The sequence below is a fragment of the Cupriavidus sp. FW305-3-2-15-C-LB2 genome (genome assembly GCF_058787575.1).
This window is the reverse complement of record NZ_JBYSZW010000050.1, coordinates 23349-38700: the sequence shown is the minus strand read 5'-3', so window position 1 is coordinate 38700 and position 15352 is coordinate 23349. Positions and strand designations below refer to the sequence as shown.

Here is a 15352-nt window from a genome sequence, read left to right as displayed (position 1 = left end):
CCCGCATGATTGCCTGGCTGGACCCGCAAGACCCGTTTCCGCCGGTTGACGAGGCGCTCGGGCCCGATTCCGAAGCCCCCGGCCTGCTGGCGGCCAGCCGCGACCTGTCGCCCCAGCGGCTGCTGCTGGCGTACCGCCAGGGCATCTTCCCGTGGTATTCGAGCGGCCAGCCGGTGCTGTGGTGGAGCACCGATCCGCGCATGGTGCTGGCCCCGCCGGCGCTGCGCGTCTCGCTCAACCTGCGCAAGACCCTGCGCCGCGTGCTGCGCGACGCTGACTGGGAGATCCGCGTCGACGACGACTTCCTGGCGGTGATGCGCGCCTGCGCGACCACCCCGCGCGACGGCCAGGACGGCACCTGGATCACCGACGATATCATTGCCGCGTACGGTACGCTGCACCGCAACGGCATGGCCCATTCGGTCGAAAGCTGGTACCGCGGCGAACGCGTGGGCGGCCTGTATGGGGTGGCGCTGGGGCGGATGTTCTTCGGCGAATCGATGTTCGCGCACCGCACCGATGCCTCAAAGATCGCACTGGCGGCACTGTGCGCGTTCCTCGGCAATCACGGCGTGGCGATGATAGACTGCCAGCAGGAAACCGACCACCTGGCCTCGCTGGGTGCGCGCCCGATCCCCCGCGCAGAGTTCGTGGCCCATGTGCGGGCGGCGACGGCGCTGCCGGCGATCAGTCCGTGGCGGTTCGACAAATCGGTGCTGGAGCGCTGGGCCGGGACGCCAGCCGCGCCGGCCGGCTGAAACCTGGCACGGGACGCCCCGCTGACTGCGCGTCCGGCCGCATCGTCCCGCCCGGAGCCCCCTGAGTCATGAGCAAGCTGAAGGAACTTCCGCTCTCCGCGCTGCAGTTCTATGCCACGGCGCCCTACGCTTGCAGCTATCTCGACGGCCGCATGGCACGCTCCCAGGTCGCCACCCCGGCGCACCTGATCAATGCCGACGTCTATTCACGCCTGGTGCGCGCCGGCTTTCGCCGCAGCGGCATCTTCACCTACCGGCCGTATTGCGACGAATGCCACGCCTGCACGCCATGCCGCGTGGTGGTGGACCAGTTCGTGCCCGACCGCTCGCAGCGCCGCGCCTGGAGCCGCCACCAGCACCTGCAGGCACTGGTGGCACCGCTGACCTATGTCGAAGAGCATTATTCGCTGTACCTGCTGTACCAGTCGATGCGCCACGCCGGCGGCGGCATGGACCAGGACAGCCGCGACCAGTACGAACAGTTCCTGCTGCAGAGCCGCGTCAACTCGCGCCTGGTGGAATTCCGCGAACCGCCGGGCTCGCCCGAGGCCGGGCGCCTGCGCATGGTCAGCATGATCGACGTGCTCGACGACGGGCTGTCGTCGGTCTACACCTTCTACGATCCGCTCGAACGCAACGCCAGCTACGGCACCTACAACATCCTGTGGCAGATCCGCCAGACGCGCGAGCTGGGCCTGCCGCACCTCTACCTGGGCTACTGGATCGCCGACAGCCGCAAGATGGCCTACAAGGCACGCTTCCGGCCGCTGCAGGTGCTGACCGGCAACCACTGGCATGCGTTCGAGGACGAGGCCGGGGATGCGGCCAGCCCCGCGCCTGCATCCAACCGGGACTAGCCGGGTCGCGGCATCCGGCCGCGCACCGACCGGGTATGCGGCCCAGCCGCTACAATGCGGGCCTGGTATTCACTCTGCCCTGCCCCCCCGTGCTCAACGCGCTCTACCCCCTGGTTCGCCCCGCCCTGTTCTCGATGGATGCCGAGGACGCCCACCATTTCACGCTGAACAACCTGCTGCGCGCCCATCGCATGGGCCTGGCGGGCTGCATCGGCAACAGGATTGCCGACGACCCGCGCACGGTCATGGGGGTGCGGTTCCCCAACCCGGTCGGCCTGGCCGCGGGGCTGGATAAGGACGGCGCCTATATCGACGGGCTGGCCGCGTTCGGCTTCGGCTTTATCGAGGTGGGCACGGTCACGCCGCGCGCGCAGCCGGGCAACCCGCGCCCGCGCATGTTCCGGCTGCCGCAGGCGGATGCGCTGATCAACCGCATGGGCTTCAACAATGGCGGCGTCGATGCCTTTGTCGCCAATGTGCGGGCCTCGCGCTGGAAGGCCGAGGGCGGCGTGCTGGGGCTGAACATCGGCAAGAACGCCGATACGCCGATCGAGCGCGCCAACGACGACTACCTCTACTGCCTGGAACGCGTCTACCCGCACGCCAGCTACGTGACGGTCAATATCTCGTCGCCCAACACCAAGAACCTGCGCCAGCTGCAAGGCGCGAGCGAGCTGGACAGCCTGCTGTCGACGCTGAAGGATGCGCAGCAGCGCCTGGCCGACCAGCACAAGCGCTACGTGCCGCTGGCGCTGAAGATCGCGCCGGACCTGGATGCCGACCAGATCGGTAATATCGGCGACGCGCTGGTGCGGCACAAGATCGACGGCGTGATCGCCACCAACACCACCATCTCGCGCGAGGCGGTCAAGGGCCTGCCGCATGCCGAGGAAGCCGGAGGCCTGTCCGGCCGCCCGGTGTTCGAGGCCTCGACCCAGGTGGTGCGCGCGCTGCACGGCGTGGTCGGCGACGCGGTGCCGATCATCGGCGTGGGCGGCATCTTCGGCGGCGCCGATGCGCGCGCCAAGATCGACGCCGGCGCGAAGCTGGTGCAGGTCTACAGCGGCCTGATCTACCGCGGCCCGGCGCTGGTGCGCGAGTGCGCCGCGGCGCTGCGCGGCTGAGTCCCTCCTGCGCCAACGACACGCAAACCGCCATGGAAACCATCCGACTCGGCCGCAGCGACCTGCAGGTCTCGCGCATCTGCCTGGGCACCATGACCTTCGGCGAGCAGAACACCGAGGCCGAAGGCCACAGCCAGCTCGACTACGCCTTCGCGCGCGGCATCAATTTCATCGACACGGCCGAGATGTACCCGGTCAAGCCGAGGGCCGGCACCTACGGCCAGACCGAGCGCATTGTCGGCACCTGGCTCAGGCGCCAGCCGCGCGACCGCGTGGTGCTCGCCACGAAGGTGGCCGGCCCGGGCCGCATGCCGTGGATCCGCAATGGCGACGACCTGACGCCGGCTGGCATCCGCGCCGCGGTGGACGAATCGCTGCGCCGGCTACAGACCGACTATATCGACCTGTACCAGATCCACTGGCCGGCGCGGAATGCGCCGATCTTCGGGCAGCTCAGCTTCGATCCTGCCAAGGAGCGCGAGTGCACCTCGATCCAGGCCCAACTCGAAGTCATGGACGAACTGGTGCGCGCCGGCAAGATCCGCTACGTGGGCGTGTCGAACGAGACCCCGTGGGGCGTGGCCGAATTCGTGCGCCTTGCCGAGCAGCACGGCCTGCCGCGCATCGCCACCGTCCAGAACCCGTACAACCTGGTCAACCGCAGCTTCGAGCAGGGACTGGATGAAGCGTGCTTCCGTACCGATGTCAGCCTGCTGGTGTACAGCCCGCTGGCGTTCGGGCAACTGACCGGCAAATACCTGGCGGGCGATGCGGCCAACCCGGTCTTCAATGCCGAGGCCAAGGGCCGGCTGTCGCGCTTCCCCGCCGACTGGAGCCCGCGCTACATGCGCCCCGAGACCATGGCGGCCTCGGCCCGCTATGTCGAACTGGCGAAAAGCGCCGGCCTCTCCCCTGCCACGCTGGCGCTAGCCTGGTGCTACTCGCGCTGGTTCGCCGCCAGCACCATCGTCGGCGCCACCACGCTGGCCCAGCTCGAGGAAAACCTCGACGCCTGGAACGCGCAATTGCATGAAGACCTGGTCGCCGCAATCGGGGTAATCCACAAGCAAATCATGAATCCCGCGCAATAAAATGCGCCTCGATGGCGGATAGTGGGCGTCTGGCAGCATCCGATGCCCCACTTCCGCATGATGACTGTCCATATCGTGCGCGAGAAATGGTATCCTCGCAGGCTTATCGCTGTCGCATCCGACGCGCCCGCGCACGCTCCCTCCAGCCGCAGGAAGCCGCCGCGCCCGCCCGGACCGGCCCCGTACGCCAGCATGCGCGCGGGCCAGGACGGCGGACCGAACCATCCGCGGCCGTATCCAATCCAGAACCGAGTTTCGGGGGAGAACAGACAATGAAGTCCATCAAGGGTCTCGCAGCAACCAAGTCCATCCTGGGCGGCGCCGTGGCGCTGGCACTGCTGTACGGCGGCGCCGTGCAGGCCCAGACCGTCAAGGTGCTGTCGATCGTCGACCATCCCGCGCTGGACGCCATCCGCGACGGCGTGCGCGCCGAGCTGAAGGCCGCCGGCTATGACGCCGACAAGAGCCTGAAGTGGGAATACCAGAGCGCCCAGGGCAACACCGGCACCGCGGCGCAGATCGCCCGCAAGTTCGTCGGCGACAACCCGAACGCCATCGTTGCCATCGCCACCCCGTCGGCCCAGGCCGTGGTTGCCGCCACCAAGAGCGTGCCGGTGGTGTACTCGGGCGTGACCGATCCGGTCGCCGCGCAGCTGGTCAAGAGCTGGTCGGCCTCGGGCACCAACGTTACCGGCGTGTCGGACAAGCTGCCGCTGGACAAGCAGGTCGCGCTGATCAAGCGCGTGGTGCCCAAGGCCAAGACCGTGGGCATGGTCTACAACCCGGGCGAAGCCAACTCGGTGGTCGTGGTCAAGGAACTGAAGGAGCTGCTGGCCAAGGACGGCCTGACGCTCAAGGAAGCTGCCGCGCCGCGTACCGTTGACATCGGCCCGGCCGCCAAGAGCCTGATCGGCAAGGTCGACGTGATCTACACCAACACCGACAACAACGTGGTGTCGGCGTATGAGTCCCTGGTCAAGGTCGCCAACGAATCCAAGATCCCGCTGGTGGCCGCCGATACCGACAGCGTCAAGCGTGGCGCCGTGGCCGCACTGGGCATCAACTATGGCGACCTCGGCCACCAGACCGGCAAGGTCGTGGTGCGCATCCTGAAGGGCGAGAAGCCGGGCGCGATCGCCTCGCAGACCAGCGACAACCTGGAGCTCTTCGTCAACACGGGCGCCGCCGCCAAGCAAGGCGTCACGCTGTCGCCGGAGCTGGTCAAGGAAGCCAAGACGGTCATCAAGTAAGCAACAGCGAAGCACTGCCCCCTGCCGCCACACGACGGCGGGTGCCCCGTCGGGCCTATCCGCCCCGACGGGACAGAACAGGGCGAGGCGGCCGGCAGCCCCACACAGGCGCGCCGGCCCACCCGCCCCGAAGGCGGCGCCAAGGCAGCCGCCAGCCCCTGCAACAGGATTCCCCCATGTCCCTCTTTTCCCTTCTGGGCGCCCTGGAGATCGGCCTGATCTTCAGCCTGGTGGCGCTCGGGGTGCTGATCTCCTTCCGCATCCTCAACTTTCCCGACCTGACCGTTGATGGCAGCTTTCCGCTCGGCGGCGCCGTCGCCGCGACGCTGATCGCCACCGGCCAGGACCCGTTCATGGCCACTGCCGTTGCGATCGCTGCCGGCGCGCTGGCAGGCTTCATCACCGGCTGGCTCAATGTGCGCCTGAAGATCATGGACCTGCTCGCCAGTATCCTGATGATGATCGCGCTGTACTCGATCAACCTGCGCATCATGGGCCGCCCCAATGTGCCGCTGATCACCGAGCCCACGCTGTTCACCATCCTGCAGCCCGAATGGCTGCCTGACTACGTGCTGCGCCCGCTGGTGCTGCTCGTGGTGGTGGTGGTGGCCAAGGTCGGCCTGGACTGGTTCTTCAGCTCGCAGCTGGGCCTGGCGATGCGCGCCACCGGCGCCAACCCGCGCATGGCCCGCTCGCAGGGCATCCCCACCGGCCGCGCCACGCTGGCCGGCATGGCGCTGTCCAATGCGCTGGTGGCACTGGCCGGCGCGCTGTTCGCGCAGACCCAGGGCGGCTCCGATATCTCCATGGGCATCGGCACCATCGTGATCGGCCTGGCCGCGGTGATCATCGGCGAAACCATCCTGCCGGCACGCCGCCTGATCTGGACCACGCTGGCCGTGGTGCTGGGCGCCATCCTGTACCGCTTCTTCATCGCGCTGGCGCTGAACAGCGACTTCATCGGCCTCAAGGCGCAGGACCTGAACCTGGTGACCGCCGCGCTGGTGACGATCGCGCTGGTGCTGCCGGCGACCCGCAAGAAGCTGTTCGCCCGCAAGAACGGAGGTGCCTGAGATGCTGCGCGCACAAGACCTGAAGCTCACCTTCAACCCGGGCACCCCGATCGAGACCCGCGCCTTGCGCGGCCTCAGCCTGGAGATCCCGAGCGGCCAGTTCGTGGCTGTTGTCGGCTCCAACGGCGCCGGCAAATCGACCTTCCTGAACGCGATCAGCGGCGACCAGATGGTCGACTCGGGCCGCATCACCATCGATGACACCGACGTCACGCGCCAGCCCGCATGGGACCGCGCCCACCTGGTGGCCCGCGTGTTCCAGGACCCGATGGCCGGCACCTGCGAGGCGCTGACGATCGAGGAGAACATGGCCCTGGCCATGGCCCGCGGCAGCCGCCGCGGCTTCCGCCCGGCGCTGAACCGCACCTCGCGCGAGCTGTTCCGCGAGAAGCTGCGCCTGCTCAACCTGGGCCTGGAAAACCGCCTGACCGACCGCATCGGCCTGCTCTCCGGCGGCCAGCGCCAGGCGGTGAGCCTGCTGATGGCTTCGCTGCAGCCGTCGCGCATCCTGCTGCTGGACGAGCACACCGCCGCGCTGGACCCGAAGACCGCCGCCTTCGTGCTGGAGCTGACCGCGCGCATCGTCGAGGAAAGCAAGCTGACCACGATGATGGTGACGCACAGCATGCGCCAGGCACTGGACTATGGGCAGCGCACGGTGATGCTGCACCAGGGGCAGGTGGTGCTGGACGTGTCGGGCGACAAGCGCAAGGGCCTGGATGTGCCGGACCTGCTGAAGATGTTTGAGCAGACGCGGCACGAGCAGCTGGATGATGATGCGCTCTTGCTGGGTTGAAGACGGCGGGCAATGAAGACGGGGAGCCAGGCGGCTCCCCTTTTTCATGCCAGTGCGCGACGCTTCAGTCGATAGTGATATGCCGCTGCCGAATCACGCCGGCCCAGCGCGCGCTTTCCTTCTGGATGGTGGTGGCAAGCTGCTGCGGCGTGCCGCCGGCCGCTTCCATCCCCAGCGTTGCCAGCTTTTCCTTCAGCGTCGCATCAGCCAGCACTGCATCAACATGCTGACTGAGCTTGCGCACGATCTCCGCGGGCGTACCGGCCGGGGCCATCAGCGCATACCACGACAACGCCTCGAACTTCGGAAAGCCCTGTTCGGCGATGGTCGGTACATCGGGCAGCACCGCCGAGCGCTTGGCGCTGGCCACACCCAGCGGGCGCAGCTTGCCGGCCTTGATATAGGGCAGCGCCGCCGACATCTGCGCGAACATCATCGTCACCTGGCCGCCGACCACATCGGTCATGGCCGGGCTGATGCCCTTGTACGGCACGTGGTTCAGCTTGACATGGGCATCCAGCTGCAGCAGTTCGCCGGCCAGGTGCGCCTGGCTGCCGGCGCCGGGCGAAGCAAAGCTCAGCTCACCCGGCTTCTGCCCGGCCAGCTTGAGCAGTTCCGCCAGCGATTTGACTGGCGTGGCCGCATTGACCACCAGCACGTTCTCGGCGGTGGCCAGCATCGCCACCGGCGCCAGATCGGCCGGCTTGTACGGCAGGTTCGGCATCAGCGTGGGGTTCACCGCGATATTGCCGACCGGCACCAGCGCCAGCGTATAGCCGTCGGGCGCGGCCTTGGCCACCATGTCGACGCCGATGGTGCCGGCAGCGCCGGCCTTGTTCTCCACCAGCACGCTCTGGCCGGTGGCCTTGGCGATGCCTTCGCCAACCGCGCGGCCGAGCACATCGGCGGGCCCGCCGGCGGCGAACGGCACCACGATGCGCACCGGCTTGGCGGGGTACCCAGGCGGCTGGGCCAGCGCGGGTGCGGCAGCGAGCCACGGGGCGCAGGCCGCGATGCAGGCAAGCATGCAGCGCATGGCCATGCGTCGAAGGACAGGTTTTACGGCGGGCTTCACGGCAGCTTCCACATCAGGTTTCACAGCGGTCTTCATGACGGTTTCCCCTATTTGGCAGTGATCAGGCTTGGCTCCCCCACCGCGCCGGCAGTCTAGTTATCGTGCTTGGCCGTGCCCGGTCCGGCATCGGTCAGCGCAAACCCCGCCTGGTCCGCTTCGCGTGCGAGTTCAGGCAGAACGGCATAGTCGGCCGGTTGCACCGGCGCAAAGCGCGCCAGCCCCAGCATGGACAGCAACGCGGTCCCCGTTGCACCCTCATGCAGCGTCAGCAGCGCGGCACGCACGTACGCGCACTCGTGCGGGTCGGCCTGCGCCGAGGCGACCAGCGGCGGGATCGGCGCGGCCGGGGTCACCTCCAGCGTTTTCAGCCGGCCCGCGAGCCCGGGTTCGAAGCGGCGCAGCAGGTCCAGCACATAGCTATCGACCACTCCCGCCTCGGCGTCCCCGCCGATGACCGCGTCAATGACCTCGCGCGGTGTCGGCGTGGGTGCGGCGGCAGGCCGGTACAGCGCACGGGTGCCGGCCGGCGCCAGCCGCATCAGGTGATGGCGCGGCGCGTTGTAGCCCGAGTTGGACTCAGGCAGCATGCATGCCAGCCGAGCGCCGAAGGTCTGCGCCAGCGCCTGCACCGGCGCGTCAGCACGCACGATGAATTCGCTGAAGTAGACCGGGCGCCCGCCGTAGCGCGCCAGCGCCGGCACCGGCGCGGCCAGCAATTGCGGCGTTACCGGCGCGCTGGCATAGGGATAGCCGCACATGAATACGCAGCCGCAGTCCGGCCGCGCCCACAACGCGTTGACCGGGGCCGGCGCGGGATGTTCGACATACGGCAGGTCCACGCCTGCGCGGTCGGCCACGTGCACCAACAGCGCTCGCCACGCCTGCTCCACCGGCGCGCTGACCGAGTACATGCGGGCGTTGGCGATCATGCGTAGAGCAACCTCTGGCCCAGGCCGCGGCTCTCGGCCTTCTTCAGGATGGCGTGGCCCAGCGCGATATCGCTCAGCGACAGGCCGCGGTGCCAGAACAGGTTGGTCTCGTCGTCGCTCTGGCGGCCCGGCTTGCGCCCGGCGACGATCTCGCCCAGCTCGGCATAGAGCGTCTGTTCCGACAGCTTGCCGGCTTCCACATGCGCGCGCAGCGAGCCGAACATGCCGCCCTTGCACTGGCCCCAGTCATCCACCACCATCCTGGTCATGATGTCGGTCAGCGACAGCTCGACCGCGCTCATGGTGCCGTACGGCACGACAAAGGCGCCGGGCTTGATCCACTCGGTCTTCAGCATCGGCGTCGGCCGCTCCAGGCGCGAAGCCTCGATCACGATATCGGCACCGCGCACGCACGACTCCCAGTCTTCGGTGACGACGATCTTCTTGCCGAGATCGCGCTCCAGCCTCGCGGCGAAGGCATTGCGGCTTTCGGGGCGGCGCGAGTGCACGCGGATCTCGTCGAAGTCGAACAGGCTGTCGAGCAGGCGCACATTCCAGTAGGAGGTGCCGCGCGCGCCGATATGGCCCAGCACCTTGCTGTTGCGGCGCGCCAGATGCTTGGCGCCGAGCGCGGTCAGCGCGCCGGTGCGGGCATCGGTAATGAAGGTGGCATCGATCATCGCCACCGGCATGCCGGTGCGCGGATCGAACAGGTTGAGCATCGCCATTTCCGATGGCAGCCCGAGCTTGTAGTTGTCGACGAAGTCGCCGACGATCTTGACGCCTGCCAGCCCCAGCGGCGCCACATAGCCGCGCAACACGTTGAAGTGGCCGTTGAAGGCGGGGTCGGGAATCAGGTGCACGCGTGGCTCGATCACGGTCTGGCCGTTGCCCTGCGCCACCAGCGCCTGCTCGACCGCGTCGAGGATCTCGGCGTCGGTCATTTCCAGGCGCGCGATGTCCTTGCCGTTGATGTAGGTGAGATGGATGTCGCTCATACAGTCTCCTGCCTCCGGGATGGAAAACCCTGCACATCGCTGGTGCGTGCCCTGCGGCGCGCGGCGTGTGTCGATGGAGTTCAGTGTAGGTATGGCGCCATTGACTGTCATATGCTTATATGTCCGCCAGCCTTAACATCAGGTTAATGCCATGAAAATGAACCTGCGCCAGATCGAGGTGTTCCGCGCGGTCATGCTGACCGGCTCGATCAGCGGTGCGTCCAAGCTGCTGTACGTGTCGCAGCCGGCCATCAGCCGGCTGATGTCGCACACCGAGCAACGCCTCGGCCTGGAGTTATTCCGCCGCACCAAGGGGCGCCTCTACCCTACGCCGGAAGCGCGGCGCCTGCTGGGCGAGGTGAATGCGGTCTACGAAGGGATCGAGCGCGTCAACGAGATCGCCGAGGACCTCGCGGCCAACCGCACCGGCAGCCTGCGCCTCACATGCAGCCCCAACCTGGGCCAGACCGTGCTGCCGCGCGCCATCGCGAGCTTTCGCGCCGCGCACCCGGCGGTGCGCGTGGTGGTGCGAACGCAGATCCCCGGCAATATGCTGCGCGCGTTACTGTCGGGACAGGTGGACCTGGCCGTGTCGAACATGCCGCTGGTGCACCCCAACCTGGAGGCGCGCCTGCTGGTAAAGAACGCGATCGTGGCACTGGTGCCGGTGGATCACCGGCTGGCCACGCGGACTTGGGTGCGCCCGGCCGAGCTGGTCGGAGAAGACCTGATCGGCTACGGACCGGACGTCCCGTTCGGATTGCTGGTCCGCGAGATGTTCGGCAGCGAGGGCAACCAGCCCGATATGCGGGTGCAGGTGGAGCAGGCGCACGTGGCGCGCGCGCTGGCGCAGGCCGGCGCCGGCATCGCGCTGGTCGATGCCATGACCGTGTTCGGCCAGAGCTGGCCCAATATCGTTGCGGTGCCGATACGCACCAAGGTCAATGCCTCGGTGCAGATCTTCCATGTGCAGACCGAACCGCTGTCGCGGCTGTCGCTGGAATTCGTGGATACGCTGACGGGGATGATGAAGGGCTAGTGGTTCTTTACTGAAGCCTCAGACCGTTGCCGCCTTGTCCAGCCAGCGCGTCAGCTGGTCCGTCACCGCCGAACTCGAAAACGAGCAGCTATCCTGCGCGAACACTGCCGACATCTCGAGCCGGCGCAGCAGCTCTTCCATCGCCTGCCCGTAGACCGGCGGCAGCGCCAGCCCGGTACCGGCTTCGCGCCATGCGCGCACCAGGTCGCCAGCGGGCATCGATCCGGCCAGGTGCTGGTCCAGTGCGGCACGCATGCGCGCCAGTGCTTCGTTGTTGGTGGCGCTCATAAACGTGCCCTCCTTTCCTTGTACAGTTCGCGGAACGTGCGGCCCGACGGGGCCGGCATGTCGCGGGTTTCGGTCCAGCCCTTGCCCGCCATCGGCAGGCTGGCAATCAGCTTGTTGCTGCCACCCATGCGGCCCAGCAGCCAGGCGCCGATGCGGGTGGCAAAGGCATACAGCTCCGGGCGTTTGGCGACGTAGCCCCACGCCTGCAGCGCGAAGCGCTCCTGCCATGGGCGCAGCCCGCGCTCCATCTGCTTCTCGCGCAGCTTGCGCAGCAGGTCCGACAGCGGGATCGATGCCGGGCACACGCGGTTGCACTCGCCGCACATGGTCGCCGCCTGCGGCAGGTCGATCGCATTGGCCAGGCCGACGTAGCTGGGCGTCAGCACGCTGCCCATCGGGCCCGGATAGACCCAGCCATACGCGTGGCCGCCGATCTTCTGGTAGACCGGACAGTGGTTCATGCAGGCGCCGCAGCGGATGCAGCGCAGCATCTCCTGGAAGTCGCCGCCGATCAGCCCGGTGCGGCCGCCATCGACCAGCACGAAGTACATGTGCTCGGGGCCGTCGCGCTCGCCCTCGGCGCGCGGGCCGGTCAGCAGCGAGAAGTAGTTCGAGATGGCCTGGCCGGTGGCCGAGCGCGGCAGCAGGCGCATCACCGTGGCCAGGTCTTCCAGCGTCGGCAGCACCTTTTCGATGCCGGTCACGGCCACGTGCACGCGCGGCATCACCGTGCACATGCCTTCGTTGCCCTCGTTGGTGACCACCGCCACCGAGCCGGTCTCGGCAATGATGAAGTTGCCGCCGGTGACGCCCATGTCAGCGCTCAGGAACTCGGGGCGCAGCACTTCGCGCGCCTCGCGCGTCATCTCCGGGATCTCGGTCAGCCGCGGCTTGTGGTGGACCCTGGCGAACAGGTCGGCGATCTCGTCCTTGTCCTTGTGCACCACCGGCGCAATGATGTGCGACGGCGGTTCCGAGTCGTTGATCTGCAGGATGTATTCGCCCAGGTCGGTCTCGATGCTCTGCACGCCCATCTCGCCCAGCACCTGGTTCAGCCGCATTTCCTCGGTCACCATGGACTTGCTCTTGATGACCTTCTTCACGCCATGCTTCTGCGCGATCTCGGCCACCAGGCGCGCGGCATCGGCAGTGGTCTCGGCAAACAGCACCGTGGCGCCGCGCTTCGTCGCGTTCTCTTCGAAGGTGGCCAGCCAGACGTCGAGGTTTTCCAGCGCGCGGTCGCGGCGCTCTTTCAGGGCCTCGCGCGTGGCGTCGAAGTCGATATCGCGGATCGCGTCGGCGCGGGCCGTGACGAACTTGGTCGAAAGCTTCTTCAGGTTCTGCTGCAGGCGCTGGTCGGCCAGCTTCTGGCCGGCGCGCGCCTTGAATTCCATGCTGTGGACTTGCATCGTGGCGATTCCCCGGATTTCAGCGGATGTCAGGCGTCGCCCGCCAGCACCTGGGCGATATGCAGCACGCGCGTGCTGCTGTCGCCGGTGCGGCGCAGGCGGCCTTCGATATTGAGGATGCAGCCCAGGTCGCCCAGCACCACCGTATCGGCGCCGCTGGCCTTGATGTTGGCGCACTTCTCGTCGACGATCGCGGTCGAGATATTGCCGTACTTGACCGAGAAGGTGCCGCCAAAACCGCAGCAGGCTTCGCAATCCTTCATTTCGGTCAGCTGCACGCCCGGCAGCCGCGACAACAGCTCGCGCGGCTGCTGCTTGACGCCCAGCTCGCGCAGGCCGGAACAGGAATCGTGATAGGTGACATGGCCCGAGAACGACGACGGCAGCGTCTGCACCCTGGCCACGTTGACCAGGAAATCCGTCAGCTCGAACACGCGTTCGCGCAGGCGCTCGTAGCGGCCGTTGAGTTCGGGATCGTTGTGCAGCAGGTCGCCGTAGTGCTGGCGGATCATGCCGCCGCAGCTGCCCGACGGCACCACGATGTAGTCGAACATCTCGAACTCGCGCAGGAATTTCTCCGCCAGGTCGCGCGACACGGCGCGCTCGCCCGAGTTGTAGGCCGGCTGGCCGCAGCAGGTCTGCGCCTCGGGCACCATGACCTCGTAGCCGGCGGCTTCCAGCAGCTTGAGCACCGAAAACCCGATTTCCGGACGCATCAGGTCCACCAGACAGGTGGCGAACAGACCAACTCGCATTGTCGACTTCTCCAGACCCCGAAACCCCGCAATTATGCGCGTTTGCGTCGCGCGTGGCGCACAAACCGTTCAGCAAGGGCGTGAATCCGGTGCAATGCACATCACTTCCGGTGAGCAACATCACCAGCCGTTTCTTACGGTAATGTCATTTCACCCATTGAAATTTTCACAATGCGAGATAGAATCGGGCAGACGCTTAAAAATGCCGCAAGCAACATTTCTCTTTTTTCCATCTATGTCCGACGCAGACAAGTCACCCGGCAAGACGTCCATCCAGGTCATCGAGCGCATGATGACCCTGCTGGACGCGCTCGCGCAGCACGCCGACCCGGTCAGCCTGAAAGAGCTGTCACTGGCCACGGGGCTGCATCCCTCCACCGCCCACCGCATCCTCAACGACATGGTGGCCTGCCGCTTTGTCGACCGTTCCGATCCCGGCAGCTACCGGCTCGGCATGCGGCTGCTGGAACTGGGCAACCTGGTCAAGGCACGCCTGTCCGTGCGCGACGCGGCGCTGGCGCCGATGCGCGCGCTGCACCGCGTCACCGGCCAGACCGTGAACCTGTCGGTGCGCCAGGGCGACGAGATCGTCTACATCGAGCGCGCCTACAGCGAGCGCTCGGGCATGCAGGTGGTGCGCGCCATCGGCGGCCGCGCGCCGCTGCACCTGACCTCGGTCGGCAAGCTGTTCCTGGCAGCGGACGAAGCCGCGCGCGTACGCAACTACGCCACCCGCACCGGGCTGGCCGGACATACCCGCACCTCGATCACCGACCTGACCAAGCTCGAGCGGGAGCTCAGCTGGGTGCGCTCCAACGGCTATGCGCGCGACAACGAAGAGCTGGAACTGGGCGTGCGCTGCATTGCCGCCGGCATCTATGACGACTCGCGCCGGCTGGTGGCCGGGCTGTCGCTGTCGGCACCGGCCGACCGGCTGCAGGACAGCTGGCTGCAAAACCTGAAGGACACGGCGCTGCAGATCTCGCGCGGCATGGGCTACGTGACCGAAGCCGCCGCCTGAAGGCCGAATCGCCAGCCGCCGCCAACGCGCGGGCTGCCATCATGGCAGTCCGCGCGTTTTGCTTTGGGACTGCGGTCGTCTCAATTCCATGGTTTACCCTTAGTTTTCAGATAACCAGCAAACCATATAATTGGCACCCATGCGAACCCGTGCCGTCACCCTCACCGAACAGGTCACCCGCCAGCTGCGCGCCGATATCGAAAGCGGCGCCTACCCGGTCGGCAGCCGGTTGCCGACCGGCAGGCAGCTGTCCGAGCAGTACGGCGTCAGCGCCGCGGTGATCCGCGAAGTCACCGAGCACCTGCGTTCGCAGGGCTTCGTCGAGTCACGCCAGGGCGTCGGCTGCACGGTGCGCTCGCGTACCGGCTCGGCGGGATTCCAGCTGCCGCGCGAACCCGATATCGACGCCAGCGGGCTGGCCGACCTGTACGACCTGCGCATCGACCTGGAAGGCGCCGCCGCGGCGCTGGCCGCCGTGCGCCGCACCGATGAGGACGTGGCCGCACTGAGTGCACTGCTGCAGCGGCTGCGCGCTCATCTCTATGACCCGCAGCCGGCCGCCGATATCGACGCCGCCTTCCATATCGGCATTGCCGCCGCCACGCACAACCCCTACTACCGCCAGCTGCTGCAGTACCTGAACCTGCAGCTGCACCAGGCCGTGGCCACCGCGCGCGCCAATACGCTGCGCCAGGCAGGCCTGGCCGAGACCGTGCATGCCGAGCATGAAGCGATCGTCGATGCCATCCGCCGTGGCGATGCCGCGGCAGCCCGCGCGGCCGCGGTGACGCACCTGCAATGCGCGGCGCGCCGGCTTGGCTTGGTGCTGCGCACGCGCGCCGATGAAGCGTCGACAGCGCGCGTAGCCAGCTCCCCTTCCCTTTCCTGA

General features: G+C 67.5%; 16 protein-coding genes. 10 read left to right on the top strand and 6 right to left on the bottom strand.

Annotated features, from left to right (window positions below; all coding sequences use genetic code 11):
* Positions 1-5 precede the first annotated feature (5 nt).
* The 7 genes from aat to AC3WRR_RS28135 all read left to right on the top strand — a co-directional run bounded on the left by aat (position 6) and on the right by AC3WRR_RS28135 (position 6949).
* Positions 6-758 (top strand): leucyl/phenylalanyl-tRNA--protein transferase, encoded by a 753-nt coding sequence (gene aat / locus AC3WRR_RS28165; RefSeq protein WP_011615056.1) that lies wholly within the window; start codon positions 6-8, stop codon positions 756-758.
* 68 nt (positions 759-826) lie between these two features.
* The gene (locus AC3WRR_RS28160) at positions 827-1615 is read left to right on the top strand and encodes an arginyltransferase (RefSeq protein ID WP_011615055.1); all 789 of its coding nucleotides are present in this window, start codon (positions 827-829) and stop codon (positions 1613-1615) included.
* An 89-nt stretch (positions 1616-1704) separates the two neighbouring features.
* Positions 1705-2739, top strand: coding sequence for a quinone-dependent dihydroorotate dehydrogenase (locus AC3WRR_RS28155; protein WP_492298705.1), 1035 nt, complete (start codon positions 1705-1707; stop codon positions 2737-2739).
* 32 nt (positions 2740-2771) lie between these two features.
* Positions 2772-3830 carry an aldo/keto reductase gene (locus AC3WRR_RS28150; protein WP_058698899.1) on the top strand — a complete coding sequence of 353 codons (1059 nt, stop codon included), beginning with the start codon at positions 2772-2774 and terminating at the stop codon, positions 3828-3830.
* Between the two features lie 272 nt (positions 3831-4102).
* On the top strand, positions 4103-5080 hold the full coding sequence (locus AC3WRR_RS28145) for an ABC transporter substrate-binding protein (protein WP_035815710.1): 978 nt from the start codon (positions 4103-4105) through the stop codon (positions 5078-5080).
* A gap of 176 nt (positions 5081-5256) precedes the next feature.
* Entirely contained in the window at positions 5257-6153 is an 897-nt protein-coding gene (locus AC3WRR_RS28140; RefSeq protein ID WP_492298702.1) for an ABC transporter permease, read from the top strand.
* 1 nt (position 6154) lies between these two features.
* Positions 6155-6949 (top strand): ABC transporter ATP-binding protein, encoded by a 795-nt coding sequence (locus tag AC3WRR_RS28135; protein WP_492298700.1) that lies wholly within the window; start codon positions 6155-6157, stop codon positions 6947-6949.
* A 64-nt stretch (positions 6950-7013) separates the two neighbouring features.
* Here AC3WRR_RS28135 and AC3WRR_RS28130 read toward each other — a convergent pair whose 3' ends face one another.
* Genes AC3WRR_RS28130 through AC3WRR_RS28120 form a run of 3 tightly spaced genes read right to left on the bottom strand, consistent with a single transcriptional unit; the run spans position 7014 to position 9951 of the window.
* Positions 7014-8060, bottom strand: coding sequence for a tripartite tricarboxylate transporter substrate binding protein (locus AC3WRR_RS28130; RefSeq protein WP_011615049.1), 1047 nt, complete (start codon positions 8058-8060; stop codon positions 7014-7016).
* 56 nt (positions 8061-8116) lie between these two features.
* The gene (locus tag AC3WRR_RS28125; RefSeq protein ID WP_011615048.1) at positions 8117-8953 is read right to left on the bottom strand and encodes a phosphate/phosphite/phosphonate ABC transporter substrate-binding protein; all 837 of its coding nucleotides are present in this window, start codon (positions 8951-8953) and stop codon (positions 8117-8119) included.
* Positions 8950-9951: an ornithine cyclodeaminase family protein gene (locus AC3WRR_RS28120; protein ID WP_011615047.1), complete on the bottom strand. Its 1002-nt coding sequence runs from the start codon at positions 9949-9951 to the stop codon at positions 8950-8952. Before AC3WRR_RS28120 ends, AC3WRR_RS28125 begins: the two co-directional genes overlap by 4 nt.
* A gap of 151 nt (positions 9952-10102) precedes the next feature.
* Here AC3WRR_RS28120 and AC3WRR_RS28115 point away from each other — a divergent pair, with 151 nt between their 5' ends.
* Positions 10103-10990 (top strand): LysR substrate-binding domain-containing protein, encoded by an 888-nt coding sequence (locus AC3WRR_RS28115; RefSeq protein WP_011615046.1) that lies wholly within the window; start codon positions 10103-10105, stop codon positions 10988-10990.
* A gap of 18 nt (positions 10991-11008) precedes the next feature.
* Here AC3WRR_RS28115 and AC3WRR_RS28110 read toward each other — a convergent pair whose 3' ends face one another.
* Genes AC3WRR_RS28110 through AC3WRR_RS28100 form a run of 3 tightly spaced genes read right to left on the bottom strand, consistent with a single transcriptional unit; the run spans position 11009 to position 13442 of the window.
* Positions 11009-11278, bottom strand: a complete 270-nt coding sequence (locus AC3WRR_RS28110) for a hypothetical protein (RefSeq protein ID WP_058698886.1) — start codon at positions 11276-11278, stop codon at positions 11009-11011.
* Positions 11275-12687: a LutB/LldF family L-lactate oxidation iron-sulfur protein gene (locus AC3WRR_RS28105; protein WP_011615044.1), complete on the bottom strand. Its 1413-nt coding sequence runs from the start codon at positions 12685-12687 to the stop codon at positions 11275-11277. The genes AC3WRR_RS28110 and AC3WRR_RS28105 overlap by 4 nt, the downstream gene beginning before the upstream one ends.
* Positions 12688-12716: 29 nt before the next feature.
* The gene (locus tag AC3WRR_RS28100) at positions 12717-13442 is read right to left on the bottom strand and encodes a (Fe-S)-binding protein (RefSeq protein WP_011615043.1); all 726 of its coding nucleotides are present in this window, start codon (positions 13440-13442) and stop codon (positions 12717-12719) included.
* 235 nt (positions 13443-13677) lie between these two features.
* Here AC3WRR_RS28100 and AC3WRR_RS28095 point away from each other — a divergent pair, with 235 nt between their 5' ends.
* Positions 13678-14463: an IclR family transcriptional regulator gene (locus AC3WRR_RS28095; protein ID WP_013956405.1), complete on the top strand. Its 786-nt coding sequence runs from the start codon at positions 13678-13680 to the stop codon at positions 14461-14463.
* Positions 14464-14602: 139 nt separating this feature from the next.
* On the top strand, positions 14603-15352 hold the full coding sequence (locus AC3WRR_RS28090; RefSeq protein WP_011615041.1) for a FadR/GntR family transcriptional regulator: 750 nt from the start codon (positions 14603-14605) through the stop codon (positions 15350-15352).